The sequence below is a fragment of the Methylobacterium sp. 17Sr1-1 genome (assembly GCF_003173775.1).
Lineage (GTDB): Bacteria > Pseudomonadota > Alphaproteobacteria > Rhizobiales > Beijerinckiaceae > Methylobacterium.
This window is the reverse complement of record NZ_CP029552.1, coordinates 6427158-6450515: the sequence shown is the minus strand read 5'-3', so window position 1 is coordinate 6450515 and position 23358 is coordinate 6427158. Positions and strand designations below refer to the sequence as shown.

Below are 23358 nucleotides of genomic sequence, written 5' to 3'. Positions count from 1 at the left end.
GCGCACCAGTGCGGCGAAAAAATCCGCGTTGCGCTTGCGGGCGCGCGACGGCTGGCGATGATGGCCGGGCTTCCCGCTTGCCGGGCCGTGCGGTCCGGTCAACGCTCCGGGTGCCGCACGCGGCCCGGATCCCCGTCCCGCTCAAGCGAAGGCCATGGCCGAGCTCCTGTTCCGGCGCCTCATCCAGGCCGCCACCGTCATGCTGGCGATGTCGATGCTGGTCTTCGCCGGCGTCTACGCGATCGGCAACCCGATCGACGTCCTGATCGGACCGGATGCCAGCCAGGCGGTGCGGGCCGAGGTGATCGCCCGCTACGGCCTCGATCTGCCGCTCTGGCGGCAATATCTCGGCTTCCTCGACCGCCTCCTCCACGGCGACTTCGGGCGCTCCTTCGTCTACGGCGTCCCGGTCCTCGACCTCATCCTGGTCCGGCTTCCGGCGACGCTGGAACTGACGCTGTCGGCGATCCTGATCGCCGTGACGGTCGGCGTGCCGCTCGGCATGTATGCCGGGTACCGGCCCGGCAGCCCCGCGGCGCGGGCCGTGATGGCGGCCTCGGTGGTCGGCGTCTCGGTGCCGACCTTCTGGATCGGCCTGATCCTGATCCTGGTCTTCGCGGTCTGGCTCGGCTGGCTGCCGGCGGGCGGGCGCGGCGAGACCGTGCGGGTGCTCGGCACCGAATGGAGCATTCTCACGCCGGACGGCCTCGCCCACCTGGTACTGCCGGCGCTCAACCTCGCCCTGTTCAAGCTCGCGCTGATGATTCGCCTCGCCCGGGCCGGGACGCTGGAGATCATGCTCGGCGACACGGTGAAGTTCGCCCGCGCGGCCGGCCTGTCGGAATGGGCGGTGCTGCGCCACCATGTGCTTCGCCTGATCGCGATCCCGCTGGTGACGGTGCTCGGGCTCGAATTCGCCTCGACGGTCGCCTTCGCGGTCGTGACCGAGACGATCTTCTCCTGGCCCGGCCTCGGCAAGCTGATCATCGACTCGATCACCTCCCTCGATCGGCCGGTGATGGTGGCCTACCTCGTGCTGATCTCGCTCCTGTTCACGCTGATCAACCTCCTGGTCGACCTCGCCTATGCCGCCCTCGACCCGCGGCTGCGCCGCGCGAGGAGCGCCGCGTGACGCCACAAGTGACGCCGCAAGAGATGCCGCAAGTGACCACCCACGAGACGCCGCTTCGCCGCTTCGCCGGCGAGTTCCGCGAGAACCGGGTCGCGCTCGCCGCCCTCGCGGTGGTGGCGGGAATCGTGCTCCTCGCGATCCTCGCGCCCCTCGTGGCGCCGCAGGACCCCTACGACCTCGCCGCCCTATCGCTGCGCGACGCGCGGCGCCCGCCGGGCTTCGTCGGCTCGGGCGGGACCACCCATTGGCTCGGCACCGACGCCCAGGGGCGCGACCTCGTCTCGGCGATGCTCTACGGCCTGCGCATCTCCCTCGAGATGGGTCTCCTCGCCGGGGGGCTGGCGCTCGCCATCGGCACCGCCGCCGGCGTCACCGCCGCCGCGCTGGGCGGCCGGATCGGCGGAGCGATGATGCGCCTCGTCGACCTCCAGCTGTCGTTCCCGGCGATCCTGCTGGCCTTCGTGCTCTCGGCCTTGCTCGGGCAGGGCAAGCTCCAGCTCGTCGCCGCCCTGGTGGTGGCGCAATACGCCTACGTGGCGCGCACCGCCCACGGCGCGGCGGCGGCCGAGCGGCACAAGGACTACGTCGTGGCCGCCCTCTCGACGCCGCTCTCGGGCGCGCGGGTGCTGTGGCGCCACATCCTGCCCAATGCCCTGCCGCCGGTGATCGTGGTGGCGAGCGTGCAGGTCGCGAGCGCCATCTCGCTCGAGGCGACCCTGTCCTTCCTCGGCGTCGGACTGCCGCCGACCGAGCCGTCGCTCGGCACGCTGATCGCCAATGGGTTCCAGTACATGCTGTCGGGCCGCTACTGGATCTCGGTCTTCCCCGGCCTCGCCCTCGTGATCCTGGTCACGGCCGTCAATATCGTCGGCGACCAGGTCCGCGACCAGCTCAATCCGCGGCTGCGCCGGTGACGGACGAGCCCGCCCTCGCAGTCGTCGACCTGCGCACGCACTTCCCCACCCGGGCCGGGCTGGTGCGGGCGGTCGACGGCGTCTCCTTCACCCTCGGGCGCGGCGAGGTGCTGGGCCTCGTCGGCGAATCGGGCTCGGGCAAGAGCATCACCGGCTTCTCGATCCTGGGCCTCGTGGACCCGCCGGGGCGGATCGTCGGCGGCTCGGTGCGCTACCGCGGCCGCGAGCTGGTGGGCCTGGGTCCCGGCGACCTGCGCACGTTACGCGGGCGCGAGATCGCCATGGTGTTCCAGGACCCGATGGCGACGCTCAATCCGATGCTCACGGTGGGGCGCCAGATGGACCTCGTGCTCGCGGCCCATGGGCGGGTCCGGGTCCCCGAGCGGCGGGCGCGCTGCCTCGACCTGATGACCCGCCTCGGCATCCCCGCGCCCGAGAGCCGTCTCGCCGCCTACCCGCACGAGCTCTCCGGCGGCCTGCGCCAGCGCGTCGCCATCGCGGTCGCCCTGCTCAACCGCCCCTCCGTCGTCATCGCCGACGAGCCGACCACCGCCCTCGACGTCTCGATCCAGGCTCAGATCCTGCGCGAGATGACCGGCCTCGTGCGCGAGACCGGTCTGGCGATGATCTGGATCAGCCACGACCTCGCGGTCGTCTCGGGCATCGCCCAGCGGGTCGCGGTCATGTATGCCGGGCGGATCGTCGAGGACGGCCCGGTGCGGACGGTCTTGCGTGCCCCCCGCCATCCCTACACGCGTGGCCTCCTCGACAGCCTGCCGGCCCAGGCGCGGCCCGGCGAGACGCTGGCCCCGATTCCCGGGACGACGCCCTCGCTCATCGCACGCCCCGAGGGCTGCGCCTTCCATCCCCGCTGCGCCCGCGCGACCGCGCTGTGCCGGACCCTCGATCCGGAGCGGCGCGAATCGGACGGGCACGGCTTCCGCTGTCACCACCCGCTGGAGGCGGCATGACCCCGCCGCTCCTCGCTCTCGAAGGCGTCACGCAACGCTTCCCCGTCCCAGTGCCGCTCCTCGCCCGGCTGGGGGCGCTGCTCGGTCGGCCCGCCCCGGATCGCGCCGTCCACGCCGTCGAGGCGGTGGACCTCGCGGTCGCCCGCGGTGAGACCCTCGGCCTCGTCGGCGAATCGGGCTGCGGCAAGTCCACCCTCGGCCGCATCGCGGCCGGGATCGCGACGCCGACCCGCGGCGCGGTCCTGCTCGACGGCGAGCCGGTGCGGGTGGCCGGGCGCAAGCGCACCACGCGGGTGCAGATGGTGTTCCAGGACCCCTACGCCTCCCTCGACCCGCGCATGCGGGTGGGCGAGACCCTGGCCGAGGGTCCGCTCGCCCACGGGCTGACGCGGCCCGGCGAGGCCCGCGCCACCATCGCCGGCTGGCTGACCCGGGTCGGCCTCGATCCGGCCGCGGCCGACCGCTTCCCGCACCAGTTCTCGGGCGGCCAGCGCCAGCGCATCGCGATCGCCCGGGCCCTCGCGATGCGGCCCGACCTCCTGGTCTGCGACGAGCCGGTCGCCTCCCTCGACGTCTCGATCCAGGCCCAGATCGTCAACCTGTTCCTGAGCCTGCGGCGCGAGTTCGGGCTGACGATGGTGTTCATCAGCCACGACCTCGGCGTGGTGCGCCACCTCTGCGACCGGATCGCCATCATGTATCTCGGCCGGATCGTCGAGATCGGCCCGGCGGCGGAGATCGCGACGGCCGCGCGCCATCCCTACACGCGGGCGCTGCTCGCCAGCGTGCCCCGGCTGGTGACGGAGGAGGGCGAAGCTTCCGCCCTGGAGCCGATCCACGGCGACCTCCCCTCGCCCCTCGACCGTCCGGAGGGCTGCCCCTACCGGACCCGCTGCCCGCTCGCCGTCGCGCGCTGCCGCACCGAGCCGCCGCGCCTGCGCCCCCTCGGCGCGGTGGAGGTCGCCTGCCACCGCGCCGAGGAGGTGGGGGGTTTTAGCGCCCCCCGGCCGGCTTGATGTTCATCGCGAGCGTGTCCTCGTCGACCCGCGGCGTCACCGTGACCTTCGCCTTCTGGGCGGCCCAGGAGGTGCCGATGACGACGAGGGGCAGGCGCGGACGGTCCCGGGCCGTCAGCGCCAGCGCCTCCTGCAACAGGCCGCGCCGCTTGCCCTCGTCGAGGGCGACCGCCGCCTGATCGATCAGGCCGTCGAGGGCGGGGTTGCTGTAGCCGACGACGTTGTAGTTGCCGGCGCCCTTCGCGGCGTCGAAGGTGTGGGTGAGCGAGGAGAGCGTGTAATGCGCCTCGCCGGTCGAGGTCGCCCAGCCCCACATCGCCAGGGAGTACTCGCCGCGCTGGCGGGCGGGGAAGAACAGGGCGGTCGGCTGGGCGTTCGCCGCGACCGCGATGCCGATCTGCGCCAGCATCTGGGCGAGGGTCGTGCCGACCTCGCGGTCGCCCGGCAGGCGGTCGCTGGTGAAGCTGAGCGTCACCTTGAACCCGTCCGGGTAGCCGGCCTCGGCCAGGAGCTGCTTGGCCCGCTTCACATCCGGCTTGGTGGCCGCGATGCCCGGGTTGTAGCCGAAGATGTTCGGCGTCACGAGCTGGGAGGCGGGCTTGGCCTGCCCCTCGGTGGCGAACTCGGCCAGGGCCTCGCGGTCGATCGCGAGGTCGAAGGCCTCGCGCACCCGGGGATCGAGGAACGGGTTCTTCGCCAGCGGCGATCCGTCCTTGGCGGTGACCTGGGGCGGCTTCTCCCGGAAGTCGAATTCGAGGTTGAAGACGTAGATCGTGCCGGTCGAGACGATCGCGAGCTTCGGGTCGCGCGAGAGCGTCGCGACGTCGGAGGACGGGGTGCGGGCGATCACGTCGACCTGCCCGGCCTTGAGCTGCGCCACCCGGGCGGCATCGTTGCTCAATTCCTTGCGGACCACCCGCTGCCACGGCTCGCGCCCGCCCCAGAAGCCGTCGAACCGCTCGAGCACGAGCTGGTCCTTCGGCACCCAGGACACGAACCGGTAGGGGCCGGTCCCGATCGCCGCCTTGCCGGAGTTGAAGCCCGGATTGGCGGTCTCCTGGGTCGAAAAATCCTTCGCCGCCTTCTCGGACACGACGAAGACGCGCACGAAGTCGTTCGGCAGGGTCGGGGCCGGGCCGTTGGTGGCGACGCGCACCGTGAGGGGATCGACGATCGTCACCTCCTTGACGCGTCGGACGTAGACCGAGGTCGGGTTCGGTCCGCTGATCCTGCGCGAGCGCTCGATCGAGAACTTCACGTCCTCGGCGGTCAGGTCCGACCCGTCGTGAAACTTGACGCCGGGCCGCAGCTTGAACTCCCAGGTGGTGTCGTCGACGAGCCGCCAGCTCTCGGCCAGGCGCGGCTGGAGCTCCAGGTTGTCGCCTGCCCAGACCAGGGTGTCGAAGACGTGCTTGAGCGTCTCGGCATGGGTACCGGTCGAGGTGTAGTGCGGGTCGATCGATTCCGGCCCGGCCCGGACGCCGATCGTGAGCGTCTGCGCGAAGGCGCCGCTGGCGCCGAGCGTGACCAGCGCGGCGAGGCCGAGGGAGTACAGAGGACGCATGCGGGGCGGGCTTCCATGGTTGGCGTGGTAGTCTACGGAGGCTGTCTGTTATTTCAACGGCCGAGCCTCGCAGGCCCCCGGGCCGGGGACAGGACGAGCGACCAGGGGACGAGCGACCATGAGCGAGATTCAGGCCATCACCGCCCGCACCACCGGGGAGGCGGGCCGCTACGTGCTCGAAGGGACGGGCAAGGTGTTCCTGTCCGACTCGGCGATGATCCGGCGAGTGCCGTCGGTGGCGCCGAACCCGATCGAGTTCCTGGTCTCGGCGCTGGCCTCCTGCGCGCTCGCCAGCGTCGAGAGCGACGCGCGTGACTTCGGCATCGTCGTCCGGGCCGCCTCGGCCGAGGTCACGGCGGTTCGGGACGAGGCCGACGAGAGCCGTTTCAGCAGCATCCTGGTCACGCTCGCGGTCGAGGGCGTCGATCAGCCGACCGCCGAGCGGCTGACGACGCACTTTCGCGACCACTGCCCGGTCTACAACACCATCCGGCGCGGCGGACCGATCACGGTCAAGGTCGAGGCCGTCGCCTGAGGCGAGCCGGCCTCTATGCCGGCCTGACCTCGTCTCCGGGGGAGCGGACGACACGGAACCGCGCGATTCCGTCATTGGCGAGCTGGGCCACGAGCTGCAATTCCCAGTCGATGTAGCCCTGCATGGCGGCCCGGGCGTTGTCGGTGCCCTCGTAGGGACGCTTGTAGACGTCGATCGGCTCCGACACGAAACGCCCGTCCGTTTCGAGCGGCCGGCCGGCTTCCGTCCATGCCCGTGTTCCGCCCGCGAGGAGCCACACCGGGCGCGTCGTCGCCTCCTGCGCCTCGGCGAGATTCGCCGCGGCCACCCTCCCGTCCGGCGAGGTCAGGACGATCGGGCCGTCGCCCGGCAGGGCGGCGAGATCGCGTGCCAGCGCCGGCCCGGAGGCGTGCCAGGCGCCCGGGACATGGCCCCGGCGATAGGCCGGGCTGCGGGCGAGATCGACGATGGTCGCGTCGGTCAGGCCTGCGAGATCGCCGGGCGTCAGCGACGGCTCGGTCGGAAGGAGCACCCGGGGCGATTCCGGTGCCGGAAAGGCGTCGGGGAGCGCCACGCCCTCCGCCAGGACGCTGGCGTCCCACCCCATCTGGACGAGCCAGGACGCCGCCATCCGGGCGCGCACGCCGTCGTCGTCGTAGAGCACGACGCGGGCGCCGCGTACGCCGAGCCACTCGTCGGTCGCCTGGACGAGCTGCCCGCCCGGCGCCGAGGCGAAGCCCGCCGGGTGGCCGAGGGCGTGCTCGGCGGGATCGCGCACGTCGAGGGTGTAGAGCGTGCGGCTCTCGGCCTCGGCGCGGAACCGCGCGAGGTCCTCCGCCCCGATCACCGGCACGCCGACATGGATGGCCCAACTCCCCGCGCGCTCGCGGGCCCAGGCGCGCGTGGCGTCGGACGGCTGTGCCACCTGCTCGGTGCGGCGCGTCGCGAGCGAGAGACCTTCCAGCGTCCAGCCGATCGTGCCGTTGCGCAACGCCACGACGCGGTTCGGCAGGCCGGCATTCACCAGGCTCTGGGTGCCGATGATGCTGCGGGTGCGCCCGGCGCAGTTGACGACCACCAGGGTGTCGGGGGAGGGCGCGGCCTCGCGGATGCGGAGGACGAGTTCGCCGCCGGGCAGGCTGCGCCCGCCCGGAATGCTCATGGTCGAGAATTCCTCGAAGCGGCGGGCATCGACCACCACCACGTCCGCCTCCTCGTCGAGGATGCGCCGGACCTCGGCAGCCGGCAGGGACGGCGTGTGCCGGATCGCCTCGACCAGCTCGCCGAAGGCCTTCGAGGGCACGTTGACATCGCGATAGACCTCGCCGACGCGGGCGTAAGATTCGAGCCCGCCCTCCAGGATCGCGACGTCGCGGTAGCCCAGGGCCGTGATGCGCCCGGCCGCCCGCGCGGCGTAGCCCTCGCCGGAATCGTAGACCACCACCGGGGCCGAGAGGCGCGGCACCAGGGCCGGCAGGCTCGTCTCGATCTCGCTGACCGGCACGCTGAGGGCGAAGAGCGGATGCGCCTCGGCGAACGGGCCCTCCTCGCGCACGTCGAGGAGGGCGATCTCCCGGCCCTCGGCCCAGTGGGCGCGCAACTCTTGCGCGGTGATGGTCCTGGTCATCGGGATCCCTTGGAGGTCATGCGCGTGCGGAAGGCCCGGCTCAGAAGAACGCCCCGGTCGGCGGCAGGGCGCCGTTGAGGTAGTGGTCGCCGACCACCCGCTCCTTGTAGATCCGCGGGTTGTGCGCGGCGATGACCTTCAGGTTGCGCCAGTGGCGGTCGAGGGCCCGCTCGGTCGCGACGGCGCTGCCGCTGCCGACGTCGAGGAGCAGGCTCGCCAGCGTCGCCGCGACCTCGTCGGTCACGATCTTGGCCTCGGCCGCCGCGATGCTGGCGGCGATCGACAGGGCTTCGGCGTCGGGCTGCGCCGCCCGCGCCCAGGCACGGTCGAGGGCGGCGACCGCCCGGTCGGTCACCGCGAGGATCGCGGCCCGGTGGGCGGCGATGCGGCCGATCACCGCCTGGATCTCCGGCTCTTGCGAGGGGTGCTCGGCGAGCGCGTGGTAGTAGTTGCGCGACCGGCCCCGCACCAGCGCCAGGGCGTCCTGGAGGATGCGGGTGACGATGCCGGAGATCACCACCGTGAGATAGACTTGGTGGAAGGTGAAACCGTAGAGATGTGGCTCGCCTTCGGCGCGCTCCGGCAGTGCGAACAGGTCCTCGGGTGCGACCCGAACATCCTCGAACACCGTGGTGCCCGAGCCGGTGAGCTTCTGGCCGAAGCCGGTCCAGTCGTCGTCGAGGATCACGCCCGGCGCCTTGGTCGAGACCAGGAACTGAACGGTGCGGCCCGTCTCCTCGTCCAAAGCCGAGGCGAAGAGGTGATCGGCATACATGTTGCCCGTCGAGTAGATCTTGCGGCCGGAGACCCGATGGCCGTCGCCGTCGCGCGCGAGCCGCGCGCCCGGCACCTGGTTCCGGCTGCCGGCCGGTCCTCCGCCGGCCTCGGAGACGGCGTTGCCGAACATCCGGCCCTCGCCCGCCAGCGCCAGGATGCGGGCGGAGAAGGGTGCGTCGGGCGTCTTGCGATGCTGCTCGACCGCGAAGAAGTGGTTGCGGAAGACGTGGGCGATGTTCGGGTCGGCGCTGGCAAGGTCGCGGGCGAGCGCGAACAGCTCGGGTAGGCTTACGCCGGCGCCCCCCATCTCGTAGGGGAGCCGCACCGCGCCGAAGCCGCGCGCTTTCAGCGCCGCCGTCTCGGCGGTGAGCGGGCGGCGCGCGACGTCGCGGGCGGCCGCACCTTCGGCGAATCCTGAGAAGAGCGCGTCGAGGCCGAGGCGGCGGGTGATCTCGCTCCAGCCCGGCCGGGTCGCGGCGGCCGGATCGAGACTCTGTCCCTGGATCATCGCGGGCTCCTAAGCATCATTCGCCGAAGTGGCTTCCGGTTCGGCGAAACAATGATGCGAGAACAAGAAGCTAAGCAGAGTTGCGCCATGCAACTCTGCTTAGCGGCCGGTGCCGGTGCGGCGCAGGGGCTCGGCGTCGCGCGGGTCGAGTGAGGGAGCGAGGCCGAGATGGTGGCGCAGGGTCTGCCCGGTATACTCGTCGCGGAACCGCCCGGCCTTCCGCAGCAGCGGCAGCACGAAGTCCACGATGTCCTCGAGCCCGCTCGTCTGGACGTCGATGTTGAGGTTGAACCCGTCCGCCGCGCCCGTATCGAGCCAGTGCAGGATGTCGGCGGCGATGACCTCCGGCGGGCCGACGATCATCCGGTGGCCGCCGACGATGTTGCTGAGTGCGGCCTGGCGCACCGTCCAGCCGTGCTCGACCGCCTCGGCGAGGATCTGCTTGCGCGGCCAGCGCGAGGCGATCGGCACGCGCGGCTCGGCCGCCTCGATGAGGTCGTAGGGCAGGGGAGCGTCGAGCGGCAGGTCGTCGGGATCGAGGGCGAAGTGCCGGGCGAGCTCGGCCCGCAGGAAGTCGACGTCGAGGCCGGCATCGAGGTCGGCCTTGCGCCGCAGGGCCTCCGCTTCCGTGCTACCGACGATCGGAAACAGGCCCGGCATGACGAGGAGCTGGTCGGGATCGCGGCCGTGGCTGCGCGCGAGCGCCTTCACGTCGGCGTAGAACTTTTGGGCCGGCCCGATCAGGCGTTGCCCGGTGAACAGCGCGTCGGCGTAAGCCGCGCCGAACGCCTTGCTGTCCTCCGACTGCCCGGCCTGGAAGATCACCGGCCGCCCCTGCGGCCCGACCGGGGCCGACAGCGCGCCGCGGCTGCTGAAGTGGCGGCCCGCGACGGCGATGGGCCGGACCAGCGCCTCGTCGACGAAGACGTGACGGTCGCGGTCGGCGACGATCGCCTCCCGGGGCAGGGAATCCCACAGGCCGGTGACGATCTCGACGAACTCCGTGGCGCGCCGGTAGCGCTCCTCCTGGTCGAAGCCGTGGGGAAGCCCGTAGGCGGCGAGCGCCACTGGGGTCTGGCTGGTGATGATGTTCCAGGCCGCCCGGCCTTTGCTGATGTGGTCGAGCGAGGCGATCTGGCGGGCGACCGTGTAAGGGTGGCCGAAGATCGTCGAGGTGGTGGCGACGAGGCCGATATGGGTGGTGGCCTGCGCCAAGGCGGCGAGCAGCGTCACCGGGTCGAGGGCGCGCCAGGGCCGGTGCAGAGCCTCGTCGACGAGGCCGCCGGGCCCGTCGGCGAGGAAGAGCGCGTCGATCTTGCCCTTCTCGGCCACCCTGGCGATGCGCAGGAAGGCGTCGATGTCGGTCGGCAGCGAGGCCGGATCCGAAAAGGTCTTCCAGGCGGCGTCGTGGCGCCCGGAGGCGAGGACGTTGACGCCGAGGCGGACGGGCTTTTTGGGAGAGGGCACGGGCGCGCTCCGGGCGTAGGTGGTGGAAAGGGCCTCAGACCCGGACGGAATGGTCGGCGACCTTGACCCGCTTCGGCAGGATCGCCCGGTCGGCGAGCCAGTCGGCCGCCTTCTGGAAGCCGGCGAGGAAGGCGGCGTCGTCGGTCTCGTAGAAGCGGTTCTGGCGCTTGAGGCCTGCGAGGTGGTCGCGCACCGCGTCGCCGTACTTGCCCTCCTTCTGGGCGATGGTCTCGGCCTCGACCGGGTTGTCGCTGATCCACTGGCCCTCGCGGGCATAGGCGTCGATCACCGCGCGCACGAGGGCGGAGTTCTTGGTGGTGAAGTCGCGTAAAGACACGAGGGACGAGTAGTCGATCAGGAAATCGAGGTCGGTGCCCTCGAAGAAGATGTTTTTGGCGTCGTACTGATCGCGGGCGATGTCGACCGCGGGCGTCCACATCGACCAGGCATCGACCCGGCCCTGGCCGAAGGCCGGCGAGGCGTCCGGCGGGTTGAGGTACACGACCTCGACCGTCTTGCGATCGACGCCGTGCTTCTCGAGGGCCGCGACCAGCAGGAACTCGCCGAGTCCCGAGCGGTTCACCGCGACCTTCTTGCCGGCGAGATCCTTGACCGAGTCGATGCCGGAGTTCTTCTTGACGATGATCGCGGTCGAGCGCGGTGAATAGACGTTGTAGTTGGTGAAGACGAGCGGCGAGCCGGCGATGATGGCGGCGAGCGCCGGGGTGGTGCTGCCCCAGAAGCCGAAATCGGCGCTGCCGCCGACCACCGCCTGCAACGAGGGCGCGTGGTTGGGGAAGGGGCCGACCCACTTCACCGTGATGCCCTGGTCGGCGAGGCCCTTCTCGAATTCCCCGCGCTCGCGGGCGATCAGCGGCAGGCCGCCGCGCCCCCAGCCGAGGCGGACGGTGTCGGTGTTGCGGGTTCCGACAGGGCCGGGACCTTGCGCCCGGGCCGGGTCGAGGCCGAGGGCGGCAGCACCGATCGCCAGCCCGGCGCCCTGGATGAGCCGGCGCCGGTCGAGACCGGGAACGTCTGAGCGGGTCATGACGAGGAAGTCCTGTGCGTTCGGTGTTCCGGGGATCAGGCGGCGCGGTCGTGGAGGGTGACGCCGAGTTCGCCGAGGAGCTTGCCGCGTAGGAGGCCGGGTCCGGCCGCCGTCTCGGTCGCGACGTCGTAGGCGGCGGCGATCCGGCCGCCGCGCATCACCAGGATGCGGTCGGCGATGGCGATGGCCTCGTCGACGTCGTGGGTGACGAGGAGGACGCCGGGCTGGTGACGGGCCACCAGGTCCTTGATCAGCTCGTGCATCTTGATGCGGGTCAGCGCATCGAGGGCCGCGAAGGGCTCGTCGAGGAGCAGGAGCCGCGGCTCGCGCACCAGGGCGCGGGCGAGCGCCACCCGCTGCGCCTGGCCGCCCGAGAGGTTGCGCGGCCAGTCGGTCTCCCGCCCGGCCAGGCCGACCTCGCGCAGGGCCGCGACCGCCTGGGGCTTCGCCCCCGGCGTCTCGATCCCGAGGGCGACGTTCTGCCAGAGCGGGGCCCAGGGTAGCAGCCGGTGCTCCTGGAACACCACCGCCGGCTGGGCCGGGCCGTCGATCCGACCTCCATCGACCGGGTCGAGGCCGGCCAGCGCCCGCAGCAACGTGGTCTTGCCGCAGCCGCTCTCGCCCAGCATGGCGACGAACTCGCCGGTCTCGATGCGCAGGTCCAGGCCCTCGATGACGACCCGCTCGCCGTAGCGGCGGCGCAAAGCCCGGACGGTGACGGCGGCGCTCATCGGCGTTCCTCCTTGGCGTAGTTCGGGTGCCAGGCGAGCAGCCGGCGCTCCAGGCCCCGGGCGATCCCGTCCGCGATCACGCCGATCGCCGCATAGATGACGATGGTCAGCACGATGACGTTGGTCTGCAGGAACTCGCGGGCGTCCATCGCCAGGAAGCCGATGCCCTTCGTCGTCGCGATGGTCTCGGCGACGACGAGGGCCAGCCAGGCGACGGCGAGCGCGTAGCGCACGCCCGTCAGGATCGACGGCATCGCGCCGGGCAGGATGATCTTCGTGATGCGGCCGCGCAGGCTCAGGCCCGTGACCTTCGCGACCTCGAGCAGCTTCGGGTCGACCTGGCGGATGCCGAGCACGGTGTTGATGTAGATCGGAAACAGCACGCCGAGCGAGACGAGGAAGATCTTGCCGGCCTCGTCGACGCCGAACCACACGATGACGAGCGGCAGGAGAGCGAGGAAGGGGATCGCCCGGATCATCTGGATCGAGCGGTCGAGCAGCGCCTCGGCGAGGCGCGAGAAGCCGACGAGCAGGCCGAGACCGAAGCCGATGCCGCCGCCGATCAGAAAGCCGGTCGCGGCGCGCAGCAGGCTGTAGCCGAGATGCACGACCAGCGAGCCGTCCGCGACGAGCGACCCGGCGGTGGCGAGCACCGCGCTCGGCGCCGGCATGACCTGTTTGTTCACGCCGCCGAACCGGCACAGGGCCTCCCAGGCCAGTGCGAACAGGACGGGCGCGAGCCAGGAGAGAACGGTCAGCTCGCGCTCGCTCCGGGGCCGTCGGTTGGCCTTGCGCGATGTCGTATGAAGCGTGCCCGACAGTGCCCGGGGCGCCTTTGTGGAGAGTTCGACCGCCATGAATGCTCGCTGTGCGTGCGCGGCGCCGGGCAACCGCGGCGCGCCGGGTGCAGCCCCGTCGCTCCCGCCTGTTATTTTATTCGATCGATTTTGTAAACTAATATCCCGAAGCTCCGGTGGGACGCGGTGAGACGGAACGGCATGGCCCCGCCCTGCGCGATGATCAGAAGCCCGGCCGCAGCGGGCGGCGCGATGACGGGGGCGGCCCGTACCCCGCCGCGGTCGTGTCGTCGGCCGATACCGGCCGCAGCGCTGACGATCTCCGGAGGCCCGGGACGCACGCCGAGGGCCAGGTTGCACGCGTGACTCGGGCCTGGCTCGCCGCGGCGGCGGGATCCCGGGATGGATGGCGTCGCCCGGCTTCGGAACCTCAGCGGCTTGGCCGCCCGGCCTGCTCGACGCCGTGATCCGGCCGCTCGATATGGGCGGCGAAACCGGTGAGATCCGGCCCGACCCTCTCGGGCCGCAACTCCATCGACGGAATCGCGTAATCCCCGCCGTTCTGGCGGCGGAACGGAATCGGCGGTGTCTTGAACAGACGTCGCATCCGGATCCTCAGTGCAGCCGCTAGTTCGTCGAACGTCGCCTCGTCCGTCCTGTCGGCGCGATACACCACGAAGGGCGGCAGCACGTCGTAGCCCGGATAGAACAGCACCCCGTGATGGATGGGGAAGAGCAGGTCGTCGATCGGCCCGTTGATCCCTCTGGGACCATAGTGGGAGGGCCAGCCTCCGGCCGTCACGATCAGCATCGCGCGCTTGCCCGCGAGCGTGCCCTCTCCGTAGCGGTCGCCCCAGCGCGTCTCGCTGTGTTCGCCGACGCCGTAGGCGAAGCCGTACGCGTAGACCCGATCGATCCACCCCTTCAGGATCGCCGGCATCGAGAACCACCAGAGGGGAAACGCGAGGATGAGCGCGTTGGCCTAGAGCAGGTCTTGCTGGGCGGAGACGACGTCCGGCGTCAGGCTCCCGGTGGCGAAGGCCTCGCCCGACGCGGCCGGTACCCTCAGGGGCGCGGAGGCGGGCAGGGCGGGGAAATCGAGGCGGTCGACCTCGGATTTCCAGCCGATCGCGTAGAGGTCGGTCACGCGGACCGCGTGACCCTCGGCCCGGAGTTCGGCCACGGCCACGTCGCGGAGCGCGTTCGTCAGCGAGGTCGAGGCGGGATGGGCGGAAACGACGAGGATGTTCATGCGTGCGGCTCACCGGAGGAAGGAGCCGCGAAGCTAGGCGCGGCCCGATCCATCCGGTAGCTGAGAGAAACGGATAGGATCATGCCGCGGAATGGATAGATCGGGCGTCACCCTGGAGCGGATGCGCAGCTTCGTGCGCGTCGCCGAACGCGGCAGCCTGTCGGCGGTGGCGCGCGAGCAGGGCGTGGGACAATCGACCGTCTCGCGGCACGTGGCGGACCTCGAGGGCGCCCTCGGCGTCACGCTCCTCAACCGGACCACCCGGCGCCTCACCCTCACCGACGAGGGGCGGCGCTACCACGCCGAGGCGCGCACCATCCTGCGGCTGGTGGACGAGGCGACGGACGGGGCGCGGCGTGCCGGCAGCGGCCTGACCGGGACGATCCGCATCTCCTGCACTGCGGCCCTGGGGGTCCGCCACGTATGCCGGATGCTCTTCTCCCTCCAGGACCTTTATCCGGAGATCGTGGTGGACCTCAGCCTGTCCGATGCGCGCATCGACCTCGTGCAGGAGGCGGTCGACGTCGCGATCCGGCTCGGGCCCCTCGCGGACAGCACCTTGCAGTGCCGGACCCTCGGCCGGTCCCGCCGCATCCTGGTGGCGTCCCGCGCCTATCTGGCGGAGCGGGGGCGCCCGGAGACGCCCGACGACCTCGCCGCCCATGCCTCGATCCGCATGAGCAACCTCACTGGGGGCGGGACGCTGTCGTTGCGCGGACGGGACGGCTCGGCGGTCCTGATTCCGTTCGACGGCCGCCTGCGGGTCGATCACGGCCTGGCGGCCCGCGAGGCCCTGGTCCAGGGACGCGGGATCGCGGCGGCGCATGTCTGGCTCATCGACGATCTGCTGGCGGCCGGATCGGTCGAGCAGATCCTGCCCGATTTCACGCCCGAGCCCGTGCCCCTGTCCCTGCTCGTCGTGCCCGGCCGGACGCGCATCAAGCGCGTCCGAATGCTGGTTGACGCCCTGGCCGCTTCGCTCGCGACCCTGCCCGGCCTCGACCGGCAATGACGTGCATGCTCGCCTCGGCGGTCCTCGGTAGCGGTCACCCGGCGCGGCAAGACGCCGGGCGACCGTGCGAGGATCAGCGCCGCGGCAGGGTGTGCAGCGCCTTGAGGAACACGTCGACGTCCTCGCGGGTGTTGTAGAAGGCGAGCGAGGCCCGGATCGACTGGTCGACGCCGAAGCGGCGCAGGGCCGGCAGGGCGCAATGGTGGCCCGAGCGCACCGCGATGCCGTGGCGGTCGAGATGGTGGGCGACCGTCTCGTTCTCGTAGCCCTCGATCACGAACGACATCACGCTCGCCTTCTCGCGCGCCGTCCCGATCAGGCGCAGGCCCTTCACCTCGGCCAGGCCCTCCTGCGCGTAGTCGAGCAGGTCGTGCTCGTAGGCCGCGATTCCCGGAAGGCCGACGCCCTCGAGGTAGTCGAGGGCGGCCCCGAGACCCACCGCGCCCGCGATGTCCGGGGTGCCGGCTTCGAATTTTTCCGGCGCGCCCTTGTAGACGGTCTTCGTGAAGGTGACGTCCTCGATCATGTGGCCGCCGCCCTGCCAGGGCGGCATCTGTTCGAGCAGGTGGCTCTTGCCGTAGAGTGCGCCGATCCCGGTCGGGCCGAACACCTTGTGGCCGGAGAAGACCAGGAAGTCGGCGTCGAGCGCCTGCACGTCGATCGGGATGTGCGGGGTCGATTGCGCGGCATCGACCAGCACCGGCACGCCGTAGGCGTGGGCGAGCGCGATGATCTCCCGGACCGGATTGACCGTGCCGAGCGCGTTGGCGACGTGGGTCACCGAGACGATCTTGGTGCGGCCCGACAGCAGGGCGGCGTATTGCTCGAAGATGATCTCGCCGCGGTCGTTGACCGGGATCACCCGGATCGTCGCCCCGGTGGCCTGCGCCAGGAGCTGCCAGGGCACGATGTTGGCGTGATGCTCGATGGTCGAGACGATGATCTCGTCGCCCGGGCCGATATGGGCGCGGCCATACGAGTTGGCGACGAGGTTGATGCCCTCGGTGGTGCCGCGCAGGAAGACGATGTCGTCCTTCGACGGCGCGTTGAGGAAGCGGCGGGTCTTCTCGCGGCCGCCCTCGAACAGGTCGGTGGCGCGGGCCGCCAGGGTATGCGCCGCCCGGTGGATGTTCGAGTTGTGGCGGCCGTAGAAGTCGCTCGTCGCGTCGATGACGCTCTGCGGCTTGTGGGTGGTGGCGGCGTTGTCGAGCCAGACCAGCCGGTGGCCGTTGACGCTCTGGTGCAGGGCCGGGAAGTCCCGGCGCACCCGCTCGACGTCGAAGGGCGCCGCGACCGGGCTCGACCCGAGGGCGAGCGCCCGCGGGGCCGGGCCGTCGTGACGCGACGGCTCGACGCGCGGCCGGGCTGCGGGCCTGCCGCCGCGCGCCGGGGCGGGCGACGGGTTCAGGAAGTAGTAGTCGGACGCCGCCGAAGGGGCCGAGGGCACCACGTTCCCATGTGCCTGGTCCCCATGGGCCCGCGGCGGATCCGCCGGAACGAAGGCGGGCGCCAGCGCCTGCGCGAAGGCGGTGGCGCGCGGATGGTCGGCGGCGATCTGCCGGTAGAGGTCGGTGCCGCCGGGAAGGCCGGCCGCGACTTGGGCCAGGTTCGGCACCGAGTATTCGGGCAGGCTTTTGGGGCGCAGCGGGTCGCTCAGCGGATGCACCGGGGCGATCGCGCCGAGATCGAGGACGTTGGCGCTGACCGGGGTCGGCGTCGCTCCGACCGGATTGGCGACCGAGGGGCCAGTCACACCCGGCAGGCCGACCGGCGGCGCTCCGAAGGAGCGGGCGCCGAGGGCGGACAGGCCGGGCTCGACCCCCGAAGGGGTGGCCCCGGCCGGAGCCGGGGTCGAGGGGAGGGAGTCGAGCGCCTGCGGGACCTGAGGTCCCGCCGGCAGCACCGGCGCGAAGGGGGCGCTCAAAGCCTGGCCCTGCCCGTAGATCTCGCGGGCGAGGCGCCCGACGAGATCCGCGTGGGCGAGTTCGGCCGGCGTCCCGGAGGGGAAGCCGGACGGCGCCTCAAGCATAGTCATGGTAGTTGCCGAGCAGCACGTTATCGAGACGGGCGATCGCGTCCTCGACCAGCACCGCGGCCGAGAAGTAGCGGGTCACGAGGTGCGAGGCGATCGAGTGGTCGTTGGTGCCCATGTAGCGCACCGACAGGCCGGGCTCGATCTCGCCGGTCACGCCCGACTTGTGCAGGCCGACCACGCCCTGCTCGCCCTCGCCGACGCGCAAGAGCAGGATCGAGGTGGTCTGGGCCCCCGTCACCGGGTCGATGTCGATCGGCAGCTTGTCGCTGGGGACGAGCGGCACGCCGCGCCAGGTGATGAAGGGCGCGCCGAACAGGTGCACCACCACCGGCGGCACGCCGCGGCGGGTCGCCTCCCGGCCGAAGGCCGCGATGGCGCGCGGGTGGGCCACGAAGAAGGCGGGCTTCTTCCACACCAGGGTCAGGAGCTCGTCGAGGTCGTCCGGGGTCGGCGGACCGCCGCGGGTCGGGATGCGCTGGCGCGGCGCCACCTCGTTGAGCAGGCCGAACTGCGAGTTGTTCAGAAGCTCCCATTCCTCGCGCTCCTTCACGGCATCGACCGTGAGGCGGATCTGCTCGCGCAGCTGATCGATCTCGTTGGAGTAGAGGTCGGTGACGCGGGTATGGGTGTTGAGGATCGTCTGGATCGTCGAGAGGTGGTACTCGCGCGGGTCGATCTCGTAATCGACGAAGGTGGTCGGCAGGCGCGGCTCGCCGGCATGGACCGCCAGCAATTCGATGCCCTGCTCGCCGTGGGAGTTGGTGTGGCCCTTGAGCCGGTCGCGCTCCTCGCGGTGTTGGGCGATGCGCGAGGCGATGGCCTCGTCCTCGATCGCGGCGCGGTCGAGGGTCAGCAGCGTCACCGCCGAGAGCGCCTTGACGGCCGGGGCAGGACCCGGCTCGCCGACGAGGTCGCCATCGCCGAAATGATCACCGCGGGTGGCGAGCCCCTGACGCAGGCGGCCTTTATAGGGGCCCGACAGGGTCAGCTCGACGGTGCCGTCGGCCACCACGACGAGGCTGCGCCCGGTCGAGCCCTCCTCGGCGATGACCTCTCCGGCCTGGTGCCGGCTCTCGGTGAACTTGCCCGCCAGCGCCGCCAGCTCGGCGTCCCCGAGGCGGCTGAACAGCGGCACGGCGCGCAAGGATCCGGCCTTGACCGTGCGGGTCTCGCCCTCGGTCGCGAGGTCGATGCGGCCGGGCTTGGCCAGCACGACGGCGCGGCGGTTGACCCGGTAGACGCCGCCCGGGACGTCGACGAAGGGCAGCAGCCGCAGCAGGAAGCGCGGCGTGTTGGCCGCGTTCTGGACCGAGGTGACGGTCGCCGTGGCGAGATTGCGTGCGGCTGAGGCGCTGACGCTCAAACCCGGTCCGCTCATCGAGATTCGTCTCCGTGTAGCCGGTGCGGGCCGGTCCCGGCCCGATAGTCTTGCGCATTCGACGCCAGCAGCGCTCACCATCCGCACAGGACGGCAAGTTGCGAAAGATGGTCGTGAGCCGACCATCTTGCCTGTTCTGGCGTCTCGACATCGGCGATGGCGGCGGTCACTTCGGAATACGGACCGTCCTGCTTCGCTGACGCAGCGATAGCGGCGATCAGCCGCGAGGGTCAATAGAATGTTTTTTCGATTATCGTGGCGTTCGGCGCCAATTTTTCTCCCGCCTTACCGTTAAACAAAAATAATCTCTAAAAATAGCCGCATATCTAGAAAAAAACTCCACGGAACCGCGGCCGTGCGGCGATCCGGCGATGAACCCTCTCCGAAAGGGATTTTCAGGTCGTCAGATCCCGTCGCCGAAGAACTGGTCCATGGTCAGGGCCGGCTCCTCGTTGCGCGGGATGCGCGACACCACCCGGGCCGGCACGCCCGCCACGGTGGTGTGGGGCGGGACCTCGTGCAGCACCACCGCGGCGGCCGCGACCTTGGCGCCCTCGCCGACCCGGATGTTGCCGAGCACCTTGGCGCCGACGCTGAGCAGGACCCCGCGCTCGATTTTGGGGTGGCGGTCGCCGCTCTCCTTGCCGTTGCCGCCGAGGGTCACCGATTGCAGGATCGAGACGTCGTCGGCGACCATCGTGGTCTCGCCGATGACGACGCCGGTGGCGTGATCGATGAACACGCCGGATCCGATCCGCGCCGCCGGGTGGATGTCGCAGCCGAACACCTCGGAGATCCGGCTCTGGACGTGGAGGGCGAGCGTCATCCGGCCCTGGTGCCAGAGCCAATGGGCGACCCGGTAGCCTTCGAGGGCGGCGAAGCCTTTGTAGAACAGGAACGGGTCGAGGTAGCGGCGGCAGGTCGGGTCGCGCTCGCGAATCGCGATCAGGTCGCGCACCGCGTGGGCGCCGGCATGCGGATCGGCCTCGAAGGCGGCGAGGCACAGGTCGCGCATCGACAACCGGGCGAGGTCGCCGTCGCCGAGCCGGTGCGCGAGGCGGTAGGCCAGCGCCTGGGCGAGGCTGCGCTGGTCGAGGATCGTCGCCTGGATGATCCCGGCATAGAGCGGCTCCTCGATCAAGGCCGCCTCCGCCTCGGCGCGCAACTCGGCCCAGACGTCGGCCTCCGCCGTGCAGTGGCTCGTCGCGCGCAAAGGGGGCTGTCGCAACGTGGAGGCGCCCGCCCGAAGGGCGGGCGGCAGGGCCGCATCCATGCCGGGGGTATCTCCGTGATGAAAGTGTTACTGCACGCGCCGGAACAGGTCCGGCAGGTAGCGCTGCAGGATCTCGTGGCCGTCGAACACGACGTCGATGGTCGGCGTGCGGCCGTCCTGGCCGTGGATGCCGACGACCCGTCCCTTGGCGTTGCGCCAGATCCCCAGTGCATCCGCGAGGTCGAGCCGGTCGAACACCACCTCGTCGCCGCGTGTCATGGTCGCTGAAGCCATGGCGTGATCCTCCGATGCGGCCAGCGAAGATCCCTGCCATGCGCCGCGGATCTTCGGGTGGGAAGAACCTCCCTCGTTTCCGGCCAGACCGGAGAAGGCCATGATCGCGAACGGCGCCGACAAGAGCATATATTTCGCCAACCCATTGATTTATCTACATAATCAACGAAACAACCACGTGCCGCAAGCCTTGTTCCGCGCTTTTCCCTCCGCTACGGCATGAGGCACGCCGGAGATCCGGCAGCCCCCGCCTCGAACCCGGGCCACCCGATGAGCATCGTCGCTTCCGCCTTCGCCGGCGGGCTCCTGATCGGCCTGTCGGCCGCCCTGTTCCTCCTCCTCGACGGCCGCATCGCCGGGATCAGCGGCCTCGTCGCCGGCCTCGCCCGGCCGGCCGGCGAGGGTGCCGCCGGAGAGTCCTGGCGCACCGGACTCGCCTTCCTCGCCGGCCTCGTCCTCGGCCCGCCGGTCTTCGCGCTCGCCGCCGGCGGCTGGCCCGCGATGCGGATCGAGGCGAGCCTGCCGGTGCTGGCGCTCGCGGGGCTGCTCGTCGGCTTCGGCACGCGGCTCGGTTCGGGCTGCACCTCCGGCCACGGGGTCTGCGGCCTCGCCCGGCTGTCGCCGCGCTCGGCCGTGGCGGTCGCGGTGTTTCTGGCAAGCGGGATGCTCACGGTCGCCCTCGAGCGGGTGCTGGCGTGATGCCGATGCTCCGACTCTTCGCCGCCCTTCTGTCCGGTCTCCTGTTCGGGCTCGGGCTCGCCCTGTCCGGCATGCTCGACCCCGCCCGGGTGCGCGGCTTCCTCGACGTGACCGGCGCCTGGGACCCGACCCTCGCTGTCGTGCTCGCCGGGGCCGTCGCGGCCTCGACCCTCGGCACCGCGCTGGCGCGCCGCCTGCGCCGGCCGCTCCTGGCGGAACGGTTCGACTGGCCGACCCGGACCCGGATCGACCGGCCCCTCGTCCTCGGCGCCGCCCTGTTCGGCGTCGGCTGGGGCCTGTCGGGCTTCTGCCCCGGGCCTGCGGTGGCGGCGCTCTCCACCGGGCTGCCGCCGGTGATCGTGTTCGTCGTCGCGATGCTCGTCGGGATGGCGGCGCACGGCGTCCTGCGTCGCGTGCGGCCATCCCGATAGCCCGTCACGCGGCGAGCCCAGTCGCCGCGATGCTCGGCGGACACCTGGTCGGGACCGGGCCGCAGGCGCGGCTCGCCGGGAACCCCCTCCATCCCGACATGCAGGACCTCCTCGGCGCGGTGCCCGGCCATCGCGATCACCCGCATGTCCGGCAAGAAGCGTGCGAGAAGCCCGACGACGAGGCCGGGGCGGCCGGGGAAGGGGGATGCTCGTTCGTGCCCCGCTGCACCCTGGCGACCGGGCAATGCCGCGCCGAGGCCCCGCCTCTGCGCTCTGCTGCCAGCGGGAGCCTCGCGTGCCACCACGTCGCTCTCGCGGCGTGATCCGGGGCGCATCCCGGCCGTGCTTCCGGTGCGGGCGCCGCGAGGAGAAGCGCATGCCTGGAACGACGACGCCTCGAAAAGATCGCCTCCACTTCCCGCCGTATAAAGAAATATAAATCTATCGACTTGCGTCTTTCTTCGAATTTATCATGGCGACAAAGCGAGCCTGCGCCGTCCTTGTTCGGGAAGAGGAATGATCACGATGAGCCTGTGGTCGCGCCAGACGGCCGGGAGGTCCGACATAGCGCCAGGCAGAAGCGTCGGCGGGCTCAAGCCCGGCGATGCGGCCCGGCACAACGCCGCCGATGACCGGAGCACCGCCCGGCGGGGAGACGGGGCGACCGACGACGACCGGCAGCGGTCGCAGCGGCTGGCCGCCGCCAAGCAGTTCGACCTCGACGGCCAGATCGGCTGAGCCGGTCCCAGCCCACTCCCTCGATGCGATCCGGGCCCTCGGCAAATGCAGGGCTGTCCTGGAAACAGGAAAAGGCGCGGGTTTCCCTTCTTCCCGCAGGCACAGGTCTGTAGGCGGAAAATCCCTTCTAGAATCAAGCGCGGGATCTTCGATCCCCACGGCCCCTCTCCCACACGGGAGAGGGGAGATGCGCCCCTTCTCTTTCCCGGGACAGCCCTGCGGCGAACCGGACTTCGTCCGCCCCGGTCCCTCACCGATGCCCGCAACCATGGAAGTTCGTCCGACATGACGCTCACCAGACGCGCCTTCGCCACCGGAACGGCTGCGACCCTCGCGGCGCTCGCGACCGGGAGCCCGGCCCGGGCCGATCGCGTCCTGCGCGTCGGCTACCAGAAATACGGCACGATGCTCCTGCTGAAGGCCCGCGGCAGCCTGGACGCGGCACTCAGGCCCCTCGGCGTCCGGGCCGAGTGGCGGGAATTCCCGGGCGGGCCGCAGCTCCTGGAGGCACTGAACGCCAAGGCCGTCGACATCGGCGTCGTCGGCGAGACGCCGCCGATCTTCGCCCAGGGCGCCGGCGCGCCCCTCGTCTACCTCGCCCACGAGCCGCCCGCCCCGAAGAGCGAGGCGATCGTCGTGCGGAAGGACAGCCCGATCCGCTCCGTCGCCGACCTGAAGGGGAAGAAGGTTGCGCTCAACAAGGGCTCGAACGTCCATTACCTCCTCGTGCGCGCCCTGGAAGAGGCCGGCCTCGCCTACACGGACATCCAGACCGTCTTCCTCGCTCCCGCCGACGGACGGGCGGCGTTCGACGGAGGGTCGGTCGATGCCTGGGTGATCTGGGACCCGTTCCTGGCCGCCGTCGAGGTGTCGAGCGGCGCCCGCGTGCTGCAGGACGCGACCGGGCTCGCGGCCAACCACCAGTTCTATGTCGGCGAACGCTCCTTCACCGAGTCGCAGCCGCAGGCCATCGACGCGGTGCTGGCGGCGATCGCCGTGATCGACCGCGAGACCAACGGCGTCACCGAGGCGGCGGCGCGCGAGCTGAGCCCGGCGGTCGGCATGCCGGTGCCGATCCTCGCCAAGGCGCTCGCCCGCCAGAGCTGGGGCGTCGCCCCGCTCGGGGCCGACGTCGTCGCCGGGCAGCAGCGCATCGCCGACACGTTCCTGCGCCTCGGCCTGCTGCCGCGGCCGATCCAGGTGGCGGACGCCGTCCGGCAGGCGCGCTCGTAGGGCATGG

22 protein-coding genes and 1 pseudogene are annotated in these 23358 nt (G+C 71.3%); 11 read left to right on the top strand and 12 right to left on the bottom strand.

Annotated features, from left to right (window positions below; genetic code table 11):
• The first annotated feature begins 154 nt into the window (after window positions 1–154).
• The 4 genes from DK412_RS29465 to DK412_RS29450 are packed head-to-tail and all read left to right on the top strand — an operon-like array spanning window position 155 to window position 4033.
• A complete protein-coding gene (locus DK412_RS29465) occupies window positions 155–1132 on the top strand; it encodes an ABC transporter permease (RefSeq protein WP_109974900.1) in 978 nt (325 codons plus the stop codon).
• A 23-nt stretch (window positions 1133–1155) separates the two neighbouring features.
• The gene (locus DK412_RS31255) at window positions 1156–2046 is read left to right on the top strand and encodes an ABC transporter permease (protein WP_109974899.1); all 891 of its coding nucleotides are present in this window, start codon (window positions 1156–1158) and stop codon (window positions 2044–2046) included.
• On the top strand, window positions 2043–3017 hold the full coding sequence (locus tag DK412_RS31250) for an ABC transporter ATP-binding protein (RefSeq protein WP_109974898.1): 975 nt from the start codon (window positions 2043–2045) through the stop codon (window positions 3015–3017). Before DK412_RS31255 ends, DK412_RS31250 begins: the two co-directional genes overlap by 4 nt.
• Complete coding sequence (locus tag DK412_RS29450; RefSeq protein WP_109974897.1) at window positions 3014–4033, top strand: oligopeptide/dipeptide ABC transporter ATP-binding protein; 1020 nt, start codon at window positions 3014–3016, stop codon at window positions 4031–4033. Before DK412_RS31250 ends, DK412_RS29450 begins: the two co-directional genes overlap by 4 nt.
• Here the strand turns inward: DK412_RS29450 and DK412_RS29445 are convergent.
• Window positions 4011–5597: an ABC transporter substrate-binding protein gene (locus DK412_RS29445; RefSeq protein WP_109974896.1), complete on the bottom strand. Its 1587-nt coding sequence runs from the start codon at window positions 5595–5597 to the stop codon at window positions 4011–4013. The genes DK412_RS29450 and DK412_RS29445 overlap by 23 nt on opposite strands.
• Before the next feature lie 118 nt (window positions 5598–5715).
• Here DK412_RS29445 and DK412_RS29440 point away from each other — a divergent pair, with 118 nt between their 5' ends.
• On the top strand, window positions 5716–6132 hold the full coding sequence (locus DK412_RS29440) for an OsmC family protein (protein ID WP_109974895.1): 417 nt from the start codon (window positions 5716–5718) through the stop codon (window positions 6130–6132).
• A 13-nt stretch (window positions 6133–6145) separates the two neighbouring features.
• Here the strand turns inward: DK412_RS29440 and DK412_RS29435 are convergent, their stop codons facing one another.
• From DK412_RS29435 to DK412_RS29405, 7 genes and pseudogenes are all read right to left on the bottom strand, one after another.
• Window positions 6146–7738, bottom strand: a complete 1593-nt coding sequence (locus DK412_RS29435; protein ID WP_109974894.1) for a rhodanese-like domain-containing protein — start codon at window positions 7736–7738, stop codon at window positions 6146–6148.
• 40 nt (window positions 7739–7778) lie between these two features.
• Window positions 7779–9023 carry an acyl-CoA dehydrogenase family protein gene (locus DK412_RS29430; protein WP_109974893.1) on the bottom strand — a complete coding sequence of 415 codons (1245 nt, stop codon included), beginning with the start codon at window positions 9021–9023 and terminating at the stop codon, window positions 7779–7781.
• Between the two features lie 99 nt (window positions 9024–9122).
• Complete coding sequence (locus DK412_RS29425) at window positions 9123–10490, bottom strand: NtaA/DmoA family FMN-dependent monooxygenase (RefSeq protein ID WP_109974892.1); 1368 nt, start codon at window positions 10488–10490, stop codon at window positions 9123–9125.
• Window positions 10491–10524: 34 nt separating this feature from the next.
• Window positions 10525–11538, bottom strand: a complete 1014-nt coding sequence (locus DK412_RS29420; RefSeq protein ID WP_109974891.1) for an NrtA/SsuA/CpmA family ABC transporter substrate-binding protein — start codon at window positions 11536–11538, stop codon at window positions 10525–10527.
• A gap of 35 nt (window positions 11539–11573) precedes the next feature.
• On the bottom strand, window positions 11574–12269 hold the full coding sequence (locus DK412_RS29415) for an ATP-binding cassette domain-containing protein (protein ID WP_109974890.1): 696 nt from the start codon (window positions 12267–12269) through the stop codon (window positions 11574–11576).
• Window positions 12266–13126, bottom strand: coding sequence for an ABC transporter permease subunit (locus DK412_RS29410; protein ID WP_109974889.1), 861 nt, complete (start codon window positions 13124–13126; stop codon window positions 12266–12268). Before DK412_RS29410 ends, DK412_RS29415 begins: the two co-directional genes overlap by 4 nt.
• A gap of 370 nt (window positions 13127–13496) precedes the next feature.
• A pseudogene (locus DK412_RS29405) lies at window positions 13497–14318 on the bottom strand (NAD(P)H-dependent oxidoreductase).
• A gap of 91 nt (window positions 14319–14409) precedes the next feature.
• Between DK412_RS29405 and DK412_RS29400 the strand changes: the two are divergent.
• Window positions 14410–15330, top strand: a complete 921-nt coding sequence (locus DK412_RS29400; RefSeq protein ID WP_109974888.1) for a LysR family transcriptional regulator — start codon at window positions 14410–14412, stop codon at window positions 15328–15330.
• 73 nt (window positions 15331–15403) lie between these two features.
• On the opposite strand, the gene DK412_RS29395 is transcribed toward DK412_RS29400, so the two are convergent.
• The 4 genes from DK412_RS29395 to DK412_RS29380 all read right to left on the bottom strand — a co-directional run bounded on the left by DK412_RS29395 (window position 15404) and on the right by DK412_RS29380 (window position 20250).
• Entirely contained in the window at window positions 15404–17365 is a 1962-nt protein-coding gene (locus tag DK412_RS29395) for a family 2A encapsulin nanocompartment cargo protein cysteine desulfurase (RefSeq protein ID WP_109974887.1), read from the bottom strand.
• A complete protein-coding gene (locus DK412_RS31480; RefSeq protein WP_109974886.1) occupies window positions 17352–18743 on the bottom strand; it encodes a family 2B encapsulin nanocompartment shell protein in 1392 nt (463 codons plus the stop codon). The genes DK412_RS29395 and DK412_RS31480 overlap by 14 nt, the downstream gene beginning before the upstream one ends.
• 403 nt (window positions 18744–19146) lie before the next feature.
• A complete protein-coding gene (cysE, locus tag DK412_RS29385) occupies window positions 19147–20016 on the bottom strand; it encodes a serine O-acetyltransferase (RefSeq protein ID WP_109974885.1) in 870 nt (289 codons plus the stop codon).
• Window positions 20017–20043: 27 nt separating this feature from the next.
• A complete protein-coding gene (locus DK412_RS29380; protein ID WP_109974884.1) occupies window positions 20044–20250 on the bottom strand; it encodes a hypothetical protein in 207 nt (68 codons plus the stop codon).
• Window positions 20251–20520: 270 nt separating this feature from the next.
• Here DK412_RS29380 and DK412_RS29375 point away from each other — a divergent pair, with 270 nt between their 5' ends.
• The 5 genes from DK412_RS29375 to DK412_RS29355 all read left to right on the top strand — a co-directional run bounded on the left by DK412_RS29375 (window position 20521) and on the right by DK412_RS29355 (window position 23351).
• A complete protein-coding gene (locus tag DK412_RS29375; protein ID WP_109974883.1) occupies window positions 20521–20949 on the top strand; it encodes a YeeE/YedE thiosulfate transporter family protein in 429 nt (142 codons plus the stop codon).
• Window positions 20949–21380 (top strand): DUF6691 family protein, encoded by a 432-nt coding sequence (locus tag DK412_RS29370; RefSeq protein ID WP_109974882.1) that lies wholly within the window; start codon window positions 20949–20951, stop codon window positions 21378–21380. The genes DK412_RS29375 and DK412_RS29370 overlap by 1 nt, the downstream gene beginning before the upstream one ends.
• 29 nt (window positions 21381–21409) lie before the next feature.
• On the top strand, window positions 21410–21703 hold the full coding sequence (locus DK412_RS29365) for an oligopeptide/dipeptide ABC transporter ATP-binding protein (protein ID WP_109974881.1): 294 nt from the start codon (window positions 21410–21412) through the stop codon (window positions 21701–21703).
• A 193-nt stretch (window positions 21704–21896) separates the two neighbouring features.
• Window positions 21897–22118, top strand: a complete 222-nt coding sequence (locus tag DK412_RS29360; protein ID WP_109974880.1) for a hypothetical protein — start codon at window positions 21897–21899, stop codon at window positions 22116–22118.
• Between the two features lie 285 nt (window positions 22119–22403).
• Window positions 22404–23351 (top strand): sulfonate ABC transporter substrate-binding protein, encoded by a 948-nt coding sequence (locus DK412_RS29355; protein ID WP_109974879.1) that lies wholly within the window; start codon window positions 22404–22406, stop codon window positions 23349–23351.
• The last annotated feature ends 7 nt before the right edge of the window (window positions 23352–23358 follow it).

Coding starts and splice junctions, on each gene's coding strand:
- DK412_RS29465 (WP_109974900.1), top strand. CDS start 155: ATGGCCGAGCTCCTGTTCCGGCGCCTCATCCAGGCCGCCACCGTCATG.
- DK412_RS31255 (WP_109974899.1), top strand. CDS start 1,156: ATGCCGCAAGTGACCACCCACGAGACGCCGCTTCGCCGCTTCGCCGGC.
- DK412_RS29450 (WP_109974897.1), top strand. CDS start 3,014: ATGACCCCGCCGCTCCTCGCTCTCGAAGGCGTCACGCAACGCTTCCCC.
- DK412_RS29445 (WP_109974896.1), bottom strand. CDS start 5,597: ATGCGTCCTCTGTACTCCCTCGGCCTCGCCGCGCTGGTCACGCTCGGC.
- DK412_RS29440 (WP_109974895.1), top strand. CDS start 5,716: ATGAGCGAGATTCAGGCCATCACCGCCCGCACCACCGGGGAGGCGGGC.
- DK412_RS29435 (WP_109974894.1), bottom strand. CDS start 7,738: ATGACCAGGACCATCACCGCGCAAGAGTTGCGCGCCCACTGGGCCGAG.
- DK412_RS29430 (WP_109974893.1), bottom strand. CDS start 9,023: ATGATCCAGGGACAGAGTCTCGATCCGGCCGCCGCGACCCGGCCGGGC.
- DK412_RS29420 (WP_109974891.1), bottom strand. CDS start 11,538: ATGACCCGCTCAGACGTTCCCGGTCTCGACCGGCGCCGGCTCATCCAG.
- DK412_RS29415 (WP_109974890.1), bottom strand. CDS start 12,269: ATGAGCGCCGCCGTCACCGTCCGGGCTTTGCGCCGCCGCTACGGCGAG.
- DK412_RS29410 (WP_109974889.1), bottom strand. CDS start 13,126: ATGGCGGTCGAACTCTCCACAAAGGCGCCCCGGGCACTGTCGGGCACG.
- DK412_RS29400 (WP_109974888.1), top strand. CDS start 14,410: ATGGATAGATCGGGCGTCACCCTGGAGCGGATGCGCAGCTTCGTGCGC.
- DK412_RS29395 (WP_109974887.1), bottom strand. CDS start 17,365: ATGACTATGCTTGAGGCGCCGTCCGGCTTCCCCTCCGGGACGCCGGCC.
- DK412_RS31480 (WP_109974886.1), bottom strand. CDS start 18,743: ATGAGCGGACCGGGTTTGAGCGTCAGCGCCTCAGCCGCACGCAATCTC.
- cysE (WP_109974885.1), bottom strand. CDS start 20,016: ATGGATGCGGCCCTGCCGCCCGCCCTTCGGGCGGGCGCCTCCACGTTG.
- DK412_RS29380 (WP_109974884.1), bottom strand. CDS start 20,250: ATGGCTTCAGCGACCATGACACGCGGCGACGAGGTGGTGTTCGACCGG.
- DK412_RS29375 (WP_109974883.1), top strand. CDS start 20,521: ATGAGCATCGTCGCTTCCGCCTTCGCCGGCGGGCTCCTGATCGGCCTG.
- DK412_RS29370 (WP_109974882.1), top strand. CDS start 20,949: ATGCCGATGCTCCGACTCTTCGCCGCCCTTCTGTCCGGTCTCCTGTTC.
- DK412_RS29365 (WP_109974881.1), top strand. CDS start 21,410: ATGCTCGGCGGACACCTGGTCGGGACCGGGCCGCAGGCGCGGCTCGCC.
- DK412_RS29360 (WP_109974880.1), top strand. CDS start 21,897: ATGATCACGATGAGCCTGTGGTCGCGCCAGACGGCCGGGAGGTCCGAC.
- DK412_RS29355 (WP_109974879.1), top strand. CDS start 22,404: ATGACGCTCACCAGACGCGCCTTCGCCACCGGAACGGCTGCGACCCTC.